Source organism: Leucobacter sp. L43 (genome assembly GCF_016597785.1).
GTDB lineage: Bacteria > Actinomycetota > Actinomycetes > Actinomycetales > Microbacteriaceae > Leucobacter > Leucobacter alluvii.
Genome location: NZ_JAENJG010000002.1, coordinates 344,531 through 357,439, shown reverse-complemented (window position 1 = coordinate 357,439; position 12,909 = coordinate 344,531). Strand labels below are relative to the sequence as shown.

The 12,909-nt window shown below is 65.4% G+C and carries 18 protein-coding genes; 11 read left to right on the top strand and 7 right to left on the bottom strand.

Going from position 1 to position 12,909, the window contains the following annotated elements; all coding sequences use genetic code 11:
- Window positions 1-115: 115 nt before the first annotated feature.
- Window positions 116-1,459, top strand: a complete 1,344-nt coding sequence (locus tag JE033_RS10925) for an anaerobic C4-dicarboxylate transporter (RefSeq protein ID WP_090150476.1) — start codon at window positions 116-118, stop codon at window positions 1,457-1,459.
- 24 nt (window positions 1,460-1,483) lie between these two features.
- On the opposite strand, the gene JE033_RS10920 is transcribed toward JE033_RS10925, so the two are convergent.
- Together JE033_RS10920 and JE033_RS10915 are read right to left on the bottom strand one after the other, a co-directional pair.
- Window positions 1,484-2,581: an N-formylglutamate amidohydrolase gene (locus JE033_RS10920; protein WP_200331577.1), complete on the bottom strand. Its 1,098-nt coding sequence runs from the start codon at window positions 2,579-2,581 to the stop codon at window positions 1,484-1,486.
- Between the two features lie 172 nt (window positions 2,582-2,753).
- A complete protein-coding gene (locus JE033_RS10915) occupies window positions 2,754-3,107 on the bottom strand; it encodes a hypothetical protein (protein ID WP_200331575.1) in 354 nt (117 codons plus the stop codon).
- A 178-nt stretch (window positions 3,108-3,285) separates the two neighbouring features.
- Between JE033_RS10915 and JE033_RS10910 the strand changes: the two genes are divergently transcribed.
- A complete protein-coding gene (locus JE033_RS10910; RefSeq protein ID WP_200331573.1) occupies window positions 3,286-4,038 on the top strand; it encodes an SDR family NAD(P)-dependent oxidoreductase in 753 nt (250 codons plus the stop codon).
- Here JE033_RS10910 and JE033_RS10905 read toward each other — a convergent pair.
- From JE033_RS10905 to JE033_RS10890, 4 genes are read right to left on the bottom strand one after another with little or no spacing between them, the layout of a single operon-like run.
- On the bottom strand, window positions 4,035-4,568 hold the full coding sequence (locus tag JE033_RS10905) for a GNAT family N-acetyltransferase (RefSeq protein ID WP_200331571.1): 534 nt from the start codon (window positions 4,566-4,568) through the stop codon (window positions 4,035-4,037). The genes JE033_RS10910 and JE033_RS10905 overlap by 4 nt on opposite strands.
- A 20-nt stretch (window positions 4,569-4,588) precedes the next feature.
- Window positions 4,589-5,281: a pentapeptide repeat-containing protein gene (locus tag JE033_RS14945; RefSeq protein ID WP_200331569.1), complete on the bottom strand. Its 693-nt coding sequence runs from the start codon at window positions 5,279-5,281 to the stop codon at window positions 4,589-4,591.
- Window positions 5,278-6,276 (bottom strand): cation diffusion facilitator family transporter, encoded by a 999-nt coding sequence (locus tag JE033_RS10895; RefSeq protein ID WP_200331568.1) that lies wholly within the window; start codon window positions 6,274-6,276, stop codon window positions 5,278-5,280. Before JE033_RS10895 ends, JE033_RS14945 begins: the two co-directional genes overlap by 4 nt.
- Window positions 6,273-6,746: a transporter substrate-binding domain-containing protein gene (locus JE033_RS10890; protein WP_200331567.1), complete on the bottom strand. Its 474-nt coding sequence runs from the start codon at window positions 6,744-6,746 to the stop codon at window positions 6,273-6,275. The genes JE033_RS10895 and JE033_RS10890 overlap by 4 nt, the downstream gene beginning before the upstream one ends.
- Before the next feature lie 157 nt (window positions 6,747-6,903).
- On the opposite strand from JE033_RS10890, the gene JE033_RS10885 reads away from it, so the two are divergent.
- The 7 genes from JE033_RS10885 (at window position 6,904) to JE033_RS10855 (ending at window position 10,661) form a co-directional block, all read left to right on the top strand.
- The gene (locus tag JE033_RS10885; RefSeq protein WP_200331566.1) at window positions 6,904-7,509 is read left to right on the top strand and encodes a helix-turn-helix domain-containing protein; all 606 of its coding nucleotides are present in this window, start codon (window positions 6,904-6,906) and stop codon (window positions 7,507-7,509) included.
- Entirely contained in the window at window positions 7,502-8,227 is a 726-nt protein-coding gene (locus JE033_RS10880) for a B3/4 domain-containing protein (protein ID WP_200331565.1), read from the top strand. The genes JE033_RS10885 and JE033_RS10880 overlap by 8 nt, the downstream gene beginning before the upstream one ends.
- Entirely contained in the window at window positions 8,224-9,129 is a 906-nt protein-coding gene (locus tag JE033_RS10875; protein ID WP_234037434.1) for a DMT family transporter, read from the top strand. The genes JE033_RS10880 and JE033_RS10875 overlap by 4 nt, the downstream gene beginning before the upstream one ends.
- Window positions 9,126-9,473 carry an antibiotic biosynthesis monooxygenase gene (locus JE033_RS10870; RefSeq protein ID WP_090150500.1) on the top strand — a complete coding sequence of 116 codons (348 nt, stop codon included), beginning with the start codon at window positions 9,126-9,128 and terminating at the stop codon, window positions 9,471-9,473. Before JE033_RS10875 ends, JE033_RS10870 begins: the two co-directional genes overlap by 4 nt.
- Before the next feature lie 114 nt (window positions 9,474-9,587).
- Window positions 9,588-9,848 carry a hypothetical protein gene (locus JE033_RS10865; protein ID WP_090150503.1) on the top strand — a complete coding sequence of 87 codons (261 nt, stop codon included), beginning with the start codon at window positions 9,588-9,590 and terminating at the stop codon, window positions 9,846-9,848.
- A 127-nt stretch (window positions 9,849-9,975) separates the two neighbouring features.
- On the top strand, window positions 9,976-10,455 hold the full coding sequence (locus tag JE033_RS10860; protein ID WP_200331564.1) for a hypothetical protein: 480 nt from the start codon (window positions 9,976-9,978) through the stop codon (window positions 10,453-10,455).
- On the top strand, window positions 10,452-10,661 hold the full coding sequence (locus tag JE033_RS10855) for a helix-turn-helix transcriptional regulator (protein WP_200331562.1): 210 nt from the start codon (window positions 10,452-10,454) through the stop codon (window positions 10,659-10,661). The genes JE033_RS10860 and JE033_RS10855 overlap by 4 nt, the downstream gene beginning before the upstream one ends.
- A 79-nt stretch (window positions 10,662-10,740) precedes the next feature.
- Here the strand turns inward: JE033_RS10855 and JE033_RS10850 are convergent, their stop codons facing one another.
- Window positions 10,741-10,950: an antitoxin gene (locus tag JE033_RS10850; protein ID WP_090150513.1), complete on the bottom strand. Its 210-nt coding sequence runs from the start codon at window positions 10,948-10,950 to the stop codon at window positions 10,741-10,743.
- A gap of 143 nt (window positions 10,951-11,093) precedes the next feature.
- Between JE033_RS10850 and JE033_RS10845 the strand changes: the two genes are divergently transcribed.
- The gene (locus tag JE033_RS10845) at window positions 11,094-11,549 is read left to right on the top strand and encodes a VOC family protein (protein ID WP_200331560.1); all 456 of its coding nucleotides are present in this window, start codon (window positions 11,094-11,096) and stop codon (window positions 11,547-11,549) included.
- 289 nt (window positions 11,550-11,838) lie between these two features.
- Entirely contained in the window at window positions 11,839-12,873 is a 1,035-nt protein-coding gene (locus JE033_RS10840; RefSeq protein WP_234037433.1) for an ice-binding family protein, read from the top strand.
- The last annotated feature ends 36 nt before the right edge of the window (window positions 12,874-12,909 follow it).

Sequence of the window (12,909 nt, the reverse complement as noted above, 5' to 3'; positions counted from 1 at the left end):
CTCGAGTCCCCGGGCGGTCTTCGCGAGTTTTGAGTGAGAGTCTGGCCAGACTCCCTCCCCGCTCAGTACGCTGACCCACAAGGGCGCGTACCCGCGCGCCGAGGTAGGGGTTGCGATGGAAACCGTGCTGTTCATCTCCCAACTCTTGGTGGTGCTCGGCTGCATCGTGATGGGCACCCGCTCCAGCGGCGTCGGTCTCGGACTGTGGGGTGGCACGGGGGTCGCGATCCTCGTCTTCGTCTTCCGGCTCGCACCCGGCAACCCGCCCGTCGATGCACTGCTGATCGTGCTCGTCGTCGTGCTCGCGTCATCCATGATGCAGTCGGCGGGCGGCATCGACTGGATGGTCTCAATCGCGGCGAAACTCATCGAGAAGAACCCGAAGCAAATCACGCTCGTCGCACCGCTCGTCTCATTCCTCTTCTCAGTGGGCGCCGGCACATCGAACATCCTCTACCCGTTGCTTCCGGTGATTCAGGATCTCGCATATCGCAACGGAATTCGGCCATCACGGCCGTTGTCGTTGTCGGTGGTGGCCACCGGCGTGGCACTCGCCTGCAGCCCGGTCTCCGCGGCGATGGCGGCGATGGTCACCCTCACCGATACTGCGCCTTGGAACTTCGAACTCGTCGACATCCTGAAGGTGACCATTCCCGCTGCTGTCGTGGGCATCGTGCTCTCCAGCATCGTGGTGAATCGACTCGGCAAGGACATCGCCGACGATCCCGAGATCCAGGCGAAGATCGCAGCGGGCGACATCGCGGCTCCCCATGCCAACGCTCAGGCGGTGCGCGCCGAGGTGACGGTGACCACCGCCGGCCGCAACGCGGCGACCATCTTCCTGCTGGGAGTCGCAGCGATCGTCGTCTTCGGCCTCTTCAAAGGACTTCGCCCGCTCGACGCGGCGGGTGATCCGATCGCGATGACACCGATCATCGAGATCGTCATGTTCGTCGCTGGCACGTTGATCCTGCTGATCTCACGCCCGAAGGTGTCGGAGATTCCGACGATGACGGTCTTCAAGGCGGGCATGGTGTCGGCGATCGCCCTGTTCGGTCTCGCGTGGCTGACGGACACATTCCTCGGAGCGCACACCGAGCTCATCGCCGGTGGGGTCGGCGGTCTCGTGACGGCCGTCCCCTGGATCTTCGCGCTCGGCGTCTTCCTCGTATGCGTCCTCACGACGAGCCAGTCGACGGCGACACGGACCATCGTGCCGATCGGCCTCGCAGCCGGCATTCCACTGGGGCTGCTCTCAGGCATGTGGGCAGGAGCATTTGCCGGCATCTATCTGCTCCCGACGAACGGTTCGCAGATCGCGGCTGCGAACTTCGATGCTTCCGGCAGCACGAAGCTCGGCTCAAAGCTGGTCGACCACTCGTTCTTCGTCCCGACACTCGTGCTCGCGGCCACGACGATCGCTGCGGGAGCCGCCTTCGGGGCGCTGTGGGGTGGGTAGCGGCGATTCAATGACCAGAGCGCGCTATTGCACGTCTCGGAACGCGTCCCAGGAGCGCTTGCACGCGTAGGCGAGGGCGTCGATGTGCTCCCGGTTCTCGGTGACCCACTCGGTTCCCGGCTCGTGCAAGATCTCCGTCGCCGCGGCGCCGAGTAAGAACTCCCGCAGAAACTCCGCCTGCACCGCTCCCAGCTGCAAGCCCGCCTCCCCCGCATCCTGCGCGAGCAGACGGAACTTCGCACCGTCGGCACGGATCTCCTGGCTGCCGAGGTACGGCTGATTCAAGAGCACGGCAGCCGGGTCAGCACTCTCGAAGCCTTCGCGATGGGCAGCAGCGAGATCTCGCAGCGCCTCGGGCCGCATCGTGGGCGGATCTTCAGGATCGCGCTCCTCTCCGTCATGGTCTCCCCGATTCGAGAGGGCGACGATGGCCGGGAGGCGGTCCTGCTCAGCGCGCGGCACCGACACGGCGCCCTCCCGCGTCGTCGTCGTGTTCATCGTGTCGTGGAACGACAATCGGGTGAAGGATCCGCCGTGCGCGAGCCCGTGGGCCAGGAACAGGTCGGTGAGCTCGTCGCGGGTGCGCTCGTAGACGCCGAGTCCCTGCTCAGCAGCCGAGTCGAACGCCTCGACCAGGCGCTGCACCCCGGCATCGGTCTCGGGAATCTGAAGAATCGGAAAGAACGAGAAGGTGACGGGTCGTATCGCGTCGACACCCGTGAGGTCGACCCGCTGCCACGGTCCCGCCTTGCGCACGCGCTCGATCGCCGTTGTGAGGTCCGCGCGGATGTCTGAGGGCTTCGGGCGATTCGGATCCCGCACGAGTCTCGGATGCGGGTTCACCACAGCGACGATTCGCGGATCGATCTCGGCCCATCGCCGCACCACCGCCGCCGTCGACACGTCGCTGAAGTCGTACTGGAGGCGACGCGTGAGCTCCGGTGAGAGGAACTCGGCGACCTCCTCGGGGATCGCCGCGCCCGCATGCGGAGCGCTCACCAGCACATCGGCTTCGACGACCGCCTGTTCCAGGGTTCGGGTGTCGGGGTCGGCGTAGTGGGTGATCTGCTCCGACGTGTACACGGTGCCGGCCGGGATGAGATCGAGATCACTGGCGGTCATGTGCCCAGGGTATCCCCGCGGTTGTCAGCTGACTAGATGGGGCGTGCGGGATCGCGAGCGACGAGGATCGGGCCCCCGCGATCTGGCACGGCGCCTGATGACGATACCGTTCGCTCATGCAGGAACGAGCCCGTGCCCTCCCTGATGGGCCACCCGATCGGTGCGACCGTCGCTAATACCCGGCCATCGCGGCGGCGATGCTCATGAACGTAGCGGCCAAAGCTGCAAGCAGGATCGGGGTCGCGGCAATGAGGCCCATCGTCCAAGCCGCCCAGCTCGGCCGCTCGCGGCGTGCCAGCGACACCACTGCCAGAACGAGCCCGGCGAGCAACGCCGCCAAGAATACTGCATATGCAACAACGCCCGGGACGCCGATGAACCAAGCCGCGATGAAAATGGGCCAGCCGATCACCAGAGTCCGCAGAGCCCATTTCCCGACCGATGGTGTCCGGTTCCCGAACCAGGGCGTCCGGTCGAGCGACTGACACGTGCCGGTGCAGGTGTCGCAATTGGGGTGAGAAACCACGAGTGAAGTCCTTTCCTTCCCCCCACTTCGAACGTACCTCACGCCCCATGCCGAAGCGGTGAGGGTCCTGAACATTCGCGTTCTTCATTAAGCTGGAGGCAGCGATCCACGCGGGCGAACGCAGTCTCGCGATCCGACGCGCAGGCGGTCCGTGGATCGGGACGTAGAGGAGCAACACATGGCATTTGCAGACAAGGTTGCGATCGTTACGGGCGGCGGATCCGGCATTGGAGAGGCCACCGCGAAGGAGCTTGCCGCGCACGGCGTAAAGGTCGTCATCACGGACATCAAGCTCGACGCGGCTCAGCGCGTCGCCGACGAGATCACGGCCGCTGACGGGACCGCGGTGGCGATCCAGGGCGACACCGCGAACGCTGAGGACAGCCGCAAGGCGGTGGAGTTCGCCGTCGAGACATACGGCAAGCTCAACTACGCGTTCAACAACGCGGGCATCGGCGGACCCTCGGCACCGACTGGCGAACTCGACATCGACGGGTGGGACACCGTGGTGGGGATCAACCTCAGCGGAGTCGCGTACGGTCTGCGCTACCAGATCCCGGCCATTCTGGAGGCAGGAGCGAGCGAGGGTGCGATCGTCAACATGGCGTCCATCCACGGCGCCGTCGCGGCACCCGGCAACTCCGCGTACACCGCTACGAAGCATGCGGTTGTCGGACTGACGAAGAACGCTGCAGCCGAGTACGGCCCGGCCGGCCTCCGCATCAACGCCGTCGGCCCCGGCTACATCGACACGCCGCTCCTCGCCGGAGCCCCGTCCGAGGTGAAGGACGGCCTCATCGCCAAGCACCCCCTCGGACGGCTCGGTCGCTCCGAGGAGATCGCGAAGGTCGTGCGGTTCCTGCTCTCAGACGACGCCTCGTTCGTCACGGGGGCCTACTACCTCATCGACGGCGGATACACGGCCGTCTAAGTTCGATGCGCGGTGCCCTCCGAGTCTTCGGAGGGCACCGCGATCATGAGCACCCGCCGACCGTAGCGGTCGAGGTCGAGCGACTCTTCGACGGCGACAAGTGCCCGCTGAAACGGTGTCGCGGGATCTCGCTCGGCGAATCCCATCGTTTGGTAGAACGGCGCGTTCCAAGGTACGTCGGAGTACGTGCGCAGCGACATCGTGGGGCAGCCCCGTTCGGCCGCCTCGCGCATCGCAGCGGTGACGAGCGCCCGCCCGATGCCCTGCCTCATGTGCGCAGGAGCGACTGAGAGCTGCTCCAGATGGCAGCCGTCCTCGGTCTCCAGCACGTGCACGAACCCGGCGACCGCTGCGTGTCCGGTTTCGGCCACCAGTATGTACCCCGGCTCGCGAATCCGGCTCTCCCCCGTTGGCGCCGGTTCCCAGCGTTCGGGTCGCAGCAGATCGATGAGGAGCTGATCCGCCGCGTTCTCGACCTTCTCGATCTCAGACAGATCCGGAGCATGCGCGAAGCGGATACTGAAGGCCATGGGCCCAGCGTACGGCTTCTTCAGTCTGCGATGGTGATGCCGAGGTGCTGAGCGAATGCGCTCGTCAGGTCGACCGCCTGGGTGAAGGAGATGATGGTGCCGCGCATCGATTCGACGCCGCTGACACTGCTGAGATCGAGTTCGCGAAGGTCGACATCGCGCAGTTGCGCGTGGTCGAGGCAGAGGGAGCGCACCGAGCATCCCGTGAACGCAATGCGCTCGGCCCGCGCTTCCGCCAGGTCGAGTTCGTCGATGACGCACTGCTCGAACTGCACGTCGCGCAACCTCGAGGCCCGCAGATTGACGAACGAGAGCTTGCTCTCCGAGATGTGCAAGCTCTCGAGATCAGAGTCGAACATCTCGACCGCGCCGAACCGTGAGTTCGAAATGCGAACCTCACGCCACGTCGTGCGTCCGGCCCGCAGCACCGGCGCATTCGCGCGCTGAATTCGGGACTCGATGACGCGCGCTCCCAGCAACTGGGTCTCGTGAGCTTCGAGCCCGTCGAACTCGCACTCGGTGAACGTGACACCGGTGAGGTCGCGACCCGAGAGATCAGCGCGCTCGTAGCGGCTGGCCTCGTATGCACCCCGAGCGACGATGTGCTCCGCATCGGCGTCGACGAGATGACTCAGTACGACGTCGGCGATTCGAGGTGAGGCGGTCTGGGAGCGACGTGCGGGCCGCTCACCCGGCCCTCGACGCGCGCTCACTTGTTGCGCTCGGATTGGCGCACGTCGCGCGAACCGCCGACTTCTTCGGGGAGCTCGTCGATGGGAACGAGCACGATGTCTTGCACCTTCCAGTCGATGTCGATGCACCCGTCCCGCGCCTCCATCAGCTGGCGCAGCGTGGGCGACTCGTCCGGCTGGGGCACGATGAATGCTTCGACGTGGAACACATGTCCCTGATCGCGCACTCGGGACCCCACCTCGCTCGTCCACGGAAGGCCTCGCAGGTACGCGTCGACTTTCTGGGCGACCGGATGCGGCTCGTCGTCGTCGAAGGTGGTCGCCCGCGTGTCCATCAAGTCGGTGATCGCGGCCCGCAGGTTCTTCATGCCGTCCCAGAGAATGCTGCCGGCGATGAAGAGCGCGGCCGCCGCGTCCGCCCACCATAGGCCGATCCCGATGCCGGCGACCCCCACGATGGACCCCGCAGCGGTCATCCAATCCGCCTTGTTCATGTCGGCATCGGCGTAGAGCACTTTGTCGTGCAGTTCTCGGGCGAGCTTCATTTTCACGCGGCCGAAGTAGATCGGAAGCGGAATGGTGAGCGCCATCACGGCCATCATGAGCCATCCGAGCCAGATCGGCTGGCCGAACAGCACGATCGTGCCGATGGGAGGATGCTCCCCGCTGACCAGGCCGGTCAGCGAGTCGACGATGAGAAAGGCTCCCATCGCGAACAGCGCGACGCCGGCGACGAGATGGGCGACGCCGACGCTGCGGTGGAATCCGTACGGGTACTTCTCCGTCGGGCGCTTGTTCACGATGCGCACTGCGAGCAGAAACGCGATGGGTGGAGCGAGCGATAGGAGATCTTCGATCCAGGCCGCCTTCATCGCCTGCGAGCTCCCCATGACGAGGAACACGAGGGTGATCGCGACCACGAGGAATGCCAGCGTGTACCACTCGAAGCGGATCGCACGACGAAGTGCGGCCTCCTGCGCCGGAGGAAGCTCGGTGCGCCCGAAGTGCGTCGTCACGATGTCGCCCCCTCGACCAGCAGGAACTCCTCGAGCGCCACGAGCAGCGCGTTCTCCCCCATGCGAACGGCCATCACGTGCTTCTCAGCGATGCCGTCGCGCTCTTGCTCAGCATAGGGAACCGTGAGAGCCCCGAAATCGATCCACGGAGTTTCGTCGGTCAGTCCACCGATGACGATATCGAGTTCGCCGCGTTCGAGGGCCTTGAACAGCTGCTCCTCGCCGTTCTCCGTCCATTCGATATCGGCATCGATGCGCTCGGCGAACTTCTGCACAAGTTTCGGTTCGGTGCCGGCCGGGCTCGCATCGTCGAACGTCTCGACCCAGGGCGGACTGTCGGAGACGCCGACGCGGAGCGTTCCGTTGGTGGCGCGCTCGAGCGTCCCCTCCGGATCGGCGGGGATCGTGGATGAACAGCCCGTGAGGAGTGCCAGGCAGGCGACCGCCGCCAGGCTCAGAAATCTGCGCATACCTGACCATATTCAGATTCCTCCCGCGGTCTCAACTCGTTGCGCCGCGCGCCGGTTCGGTCTAGTCGATGTGTCCGATACGCCAAGGTCGACTGATCCGGGACACTGATGGGCCCAGGTCGCATTTTTGCCCGACTAGGGCACTAAGATGCACTGTATGGATGTGACTGCAGAGTCCTTGGCGCGGGCGATCGGTGCGCGCGTCAAGCAGGAGCGAAACGGTCGGAGCTGGACCCTCGATCAGCTCGCCGAGTTCGCCGGAGTGAGCCGTCGTATGCTCGTGAACGTCGAACAGGGTGCGGTGAACCCCAGTATCGGCACACTGCTGCGCTTGTCGGACGCGCTCGGCGTTGGCCTGCCAGACCTCGTCGAACCCCCGTCTCCGCGCACGGCGAGACACACGCGCAACGGCCAGGGCGCGGTGCTGTGGAACGGCGAATCCGGCGGCCGGGCGGTGCTCGTCGCCGGCACGGAGCCGCCGGACGTCATCGAACTCTGGGATTGGACGCTGGCGCCGCATGAGCGCCACGACAGCGAAGCCCACACGGCGGGAACCCGCGAGTTGCTGCACGTGCAAGAAGGTGCACTCGCCGTCGAAGCGGAGGGGATCACGTACGACCTGGCGACAGGGGATGCTCTGACCTTCCGAGGTGACGTGGTCCACGCCTACGTGAATTCGACGAGCGCTACCACCCGGTTCTCGCTCACGGTATTCGAACCAGGTGTCGGATCCGCACACCGAGAGGAGTCCGCTCATGACTGAGACGACGAACGCCGCCGCATTCCTGCACGCGTGCGCCGTCGATCCCGACGTGCTTCTCCTGCGGCCGGACTACCGTGCGCTGCTGCTCGTGGTCGACGGCAGTGCCGCAGACGCGTTCGACCACAACGCTGATGCCGTCGACGCACTCGTGTCTGCGGCCGAGATGCGTGCGCGGGATCTGCTCGCAGAACGCTCGGCAGATGAGCTGCCGCACGTCGCGTCCTGGAGAGACGCGTACCGCGCCTTCGGTGCGAAACCGCAGCGCACCAGAAACAGCCTCGAGGCACTCACACGCCGCGCCGAGCTCGCCCTGCCTCGCGTGAATGCACTCACCGACATCTCCAACGCGATCTCGGTCTTGCATCAGATTCCGCTCGGCGGAGAGGATCTCGACCGTTACCAGGGGCCGGCGAGGCTGATGCGCGCCGCGGGCACGGAAACGTTCGACACCGTCGTGAATGGCGAGACGATCCTCGAACACCCGGATCCGGGCGAGGTCGTGTGGTGCGACACCGCTGGTGTGACCTGCCGTCGCTGGAACTGGCGACAGGGCCGACGCACGAGCCTCTCCAACGACACCCGCACGGCACTCTTCATCCTCGACGCCCTCGCGCCCGTCTCCGACGAGGCGCTGCATGCCGCCGGCGACGCCCTCGTCGAGGCCCTGTCGAGCGGTACGGGGAACGTGCAGGTCTCGAAACGGCTGGTGGCTGCATGAATGCGCTCCGCACACCCAAGGGCATTCCGGCGTGGTCGATGGCCGTCGCAGCCATGCTGGCCGTGCAGCTGTCGAATGCTCTGTCCGTGCCGGTGATCGATCAGGTCGGCCCGGCCGGCACCGCGTGGCTCCGCATGTGTTTCGGTGCGGCATTCCTCTGGATGATCGCCCGCCCGGCGATCCGTTCGCTCCGCGCCCGCGATCTTCCCGCCCTCGTCGCCCTCGGTGTGGTGACCGGGTTCATGACTGCGTTCTTCCTCGCCGCCGTCGACCGCATTCCCCTTGGCACCGCCGTCGCCATCGAGTTCCTCGGACCGCTTACTGTCGCCGGCGTCATGAGCACGCAGCGCAAGGCCCTCGCCTGGCCACTCCTGGCGCTCATCGGCGTGGTGCTGCTGACTGAGCCCTGGCACGGAAGCATCGACCTCGCCGGTGTCGGTTTCGCCGCGGCAGCCGGAGCATGCTGGGCACTGTACAACGTGCTCACTCAGCACGTCGGGGACCGTTTCTCCGGAATCTCCGGGCTGTCGCTCACCATTCCGATCGCGGCACTCGCGACACTGCCGATCGGTCTCCCGCAGGTGGTCGGTGGCGAGTTCTCCTGGTGGGTGCTGGCAGCAGCGGCCGGGATCGCGCTCATCACACCGGTCATCGCATTCGGTCTCGAAATGCTCGCCCTCAAACGCATGACCCACACCGCATTCGGCACGCTGCTCTCCATCGAGCCCGCGTTCGGCATTCTCATCGGCCTCCTCGTGCTGGCGCAATCGCCGACGCCCATGCAGCTGGTCGGCATCGCGATCGTCATCATCGCGGGCGCCGCATCGCAGCGGAACGGCCGACGAGACACCGCACCGGTTGCGACCCATCATTCCCCGACGACTGCTCAGGAGACACCATGACCGTCACGCCGAAATACAGTTCCACCTTCATCTTCGAGACGACCAACCTGACCGATGAATTCCACCGCATCGACAGCGAGATCGCCTCCCGGGCCCGCGAGATCCCCGGATTTCTCGGAGAGGAGACCTGGCACAACGAGGACACCGGACTGCACGCAGAGGTCTATTACTGGACGGACATGGATGCGCTCAAGCAGCTCATGGGCATGGACACGCACCGCCTCGCGAAGCAGCGCTACGGCGAGTGGCTCGGCGAGTACCGCGTCGTGATCTCCGAGGTGCAGTCGATCTACGGAAACCCCGCGCTCGCCCTCGAGCATCAGCCCGAGTCGCAGCGCCACTGAGTCGCAGCCGTCGTCCCCCGCTGCACCCCGGTTCCGCACTCGCGCGCTGGTGCCAATGCGATCGACGTGCATACACTGGCTGTCCACCGTACTCGAGCGAAGGAGCTGGATCACATGACTACGAAGCCTCGGAAGACGCTGGCCGGTGTTGCGGCCACAATCGCACTCGCGGCCGGAGGCCTGTTCGCCGCCGCCACACCCGCACAGGCAGCGGGGTACTCGTACCTGTACCCGACGAACTTCACCTCGAAGGCGGCGTGCGACACGAAGCGCGTCACGATGAACTCCTCGTGGACCCGCGCGAGTCAGTGCTTCATCATGACGGATCGCGGAGTCATCGACTGGAAGTTCTCTGTCTCTGTGCGGGGTTACTGACCCCCGGCCGGTACAGCGCTCAGAGCGCGTCAGTTCGACGGCGCCCGCGTAGGCACTCCACTTGTGTCAAGTGAGCTTTACCTGTAAAACTTACTTTACATCAGGTCACGCGCCACGAAGGAGCCCCATGAGCGAGAGCACGTCCTCGACCACCCGCCGCACCGCATGGGGCAGAACGAGGTTCGGCTCACGTCGGCTGCCGGCGCTCGCAGTCGCCACCCCGATCGGGCTCGTCATGGCGGTCGCCGAAGCGCTCCTCTTCGCACGCTTCGTGGGCGGCCCTCTGCCCGCGCCGCTTCTCGCGACCATCTTCTCGGCGTGCGTGCTCGTACCGAACGTTCTGCTCGTGTGGGCGCTCATCATCGATCGCACCACCCTCTCGGGGGCACTGGAGCGGCCAGAGGAGTCCGTGGAGTCGCAGTGGTACGACGAGGCGGCGCGCGGCGCATTCCACGACACCATTGCCATCACTGGACTCGCACTGACGTTCCTTGCGGTCACCGGAACGCGCATCGATGGTGTACTGGCACTCACCGGCGTGCTGATCCTCGCCTTCCTCAGCACGAGTATCCGCTACACCGTCGCCCGGAGTCGCGGACGCGCATGAAGAACCGGCTGTCAGTACTCCGCTCTGATCGCGGCTGGTCGCAGCACACCCTCGCCGAAGCCTTGGGGGTGTCGCGGCAGACCGTGATCTCGATCGAGAAGGAACGCTTCGATCCGTCCCTTCCTCTCGCCTTTCGAATCGCAGAGACATTCGAGTGCGCGATTGAGGATGTCTTCTCACCCAGCCCCGACACCTCGCACGACTGACGAACGCGTCGAGGCAGGCGAGGCACGTCTCAGTTCAGGGATCCGCCCGGTTCGCAGAGCGGACCGCCTGAAAGAGCCTCTACTCGTTGCCGATTGCTTTGTCCGCCGACTCGCGAGCGCTCTCGATCTGGTCTTCGAACTTGCCTCCCGTGACCTTGTTCGCTGCATCGGCAACGCTTTCGAGCAACTTATCGCTCGCGTTCTCGGCCTGCTCGCTCTGCAGCGCCTCCGAAACGCGGCTGTCACCGAGGAATTCCTTTGCCTTCGCGGTGAGATCTTCGATGCCCATGAGTCCTCCTTCGTGAGCCCGCGGCAAGCGCCATGGGTGTTTTCCCATCATGCCCGCTCGGTTCGCTCACGTACAGACGCACAGCGGCTTCAATTCGGAGGACATGCTTTCCGCTTGCGATCCTTCTCCGTAGACTGCGGTTCATGGCGATCACACTGGCGAACATCGGGATCGCGGTGCGTGACATCGAGGAGGCGATCTCGTTCTTCACGGACCTCGGCCTCGTGCTCGCCGGTCGCGACACGATCAGCGGAGACTGGGCCGACACTGCGGTCGGCCTCGACGGAAACCGCGCACGCATCGCGGTCCTCGACGTGCCCGACGGCCACGGGCAACTCGAACTCTTCGAGTATCTGCACCCGCAGGCGATCGAGACAGAGCCGACGCTGCCGAATGAGGTCGGGATGCATCGCGTCGCCTTCGCCGTCGATGACATCGATGAAGCCCTGGCCATCGCGGCGACGCATGACTGCTATCCGCTCAGAGGTGTCGCGAACTACGCCGATACCTACAAGCTGACATACGTGCGGGGCCCGAGCGGCATCATCGTCATGCTCGCCCAGGAGCTGCATCGCGGCTCCGATACCCCCGCTGCATGAGCGCGCTACGACCACGAAGTGAAGCGCGGGCTCGCACGAGGCATGCAGGACTCGACGACGCGTCGGTAACCGCAGCTGCACAGGCACCTACGCGCCGAGGTATACAAAGGGATATCCGTACTGTAACTTGAGGAGCATCACACTTTGTGATAATGCCTCGCGATACGAGGAAATTTTGGGAGCTTCCATGAGAAGCCGACCACACGCTCATCGAACGTCTACTCGTATCCGCCGTCGCGGTTCTCGCCTCTGGGCGGGATCGACAATTGCCCTCGTCGGTTCCCTTGGGATGCTCGGCTTCGCGCTCCCCGCATACGCCATCGGAACGCCGGTGAACCTCGGCACAGCGGGCGCCTACTCCGTGCTGGGAGGGGAATCAGTCACGAACACTGGCCCGAGCGTGCTCGACGCGAACCTCGGAGTAAGCCCTGGAACCGCAATCAGTGGCTTCCCGCCCGGCATCGCTCCGGGCGAACCGCACGTTGCTGACGCGCACTCCGCGCAAGCTCAGAAGGACCTCGTCACTGCTTACAATGCGGCTGCCGATCAGGCGCCAGACGTGAGCATCGCAGACGATATCGGTGGGCTCACGTTGCTTCCCGGCGTGTACAACGCCGCGAGTTCCATCGGCCTCACCGGTCCGCTGACGTTGGATGCTCAAGGCGACCCTGATGCTGTCTTCGTGTTCCAGATTGGCTCCGCGCTCACAACAGCATCATCGAGCAGTGTCGTGCTCCTCAACGGTGCTACCAGTTGCAATGTCGTCTGGCAGATCGGCAGCTCAGCCACGCTCGGCACCGACACCACCTTTGTCGGGAGCATTCTCGCCATGGCATCCGTGACCGTTGACACTGGAGCGACCATTGAAGGTCGCGCCCTGGCTCGAACCGGAACGGTGTCCCTCGACACCAACACGTTCACCGGAGGCCCGTGCACGGCCGACGTGCCAGTCGACCCACCGGTAGACCCACCAGTGGACCCGCCGGTAGACCCGCCGGTGGACCCGCCTGTGGACCCGCCGGTGACCCCGCCCGTCGATCCACCCGTGGGCCCGCCAGTTGAGCCGCCGGTCGACGCGCCCAATGGCCCGCCGGTCTCCCCTCCCGGTGAGTCACCTGCGCCCCCGCCCGCAGCACCGCCAGCCGAGGGTCCCGCGATGTACTCGAAGGACGGTAGCGCAGATGGGTCGATGCTGAACGCGGGCGATGCGCGCCTCGCTCAGACCGGAGCTCCCGACATGACCGCCTGGATTCTCGGAACGCTTGTCACCGTGGGGTTCGGCGCAAGCGCCCTCGTAGCCGGAAGGCGCCGCATTCGCCGCTAGCCGTCGCCGTGGCGTGGGCCCACCGATTCGGTGAGC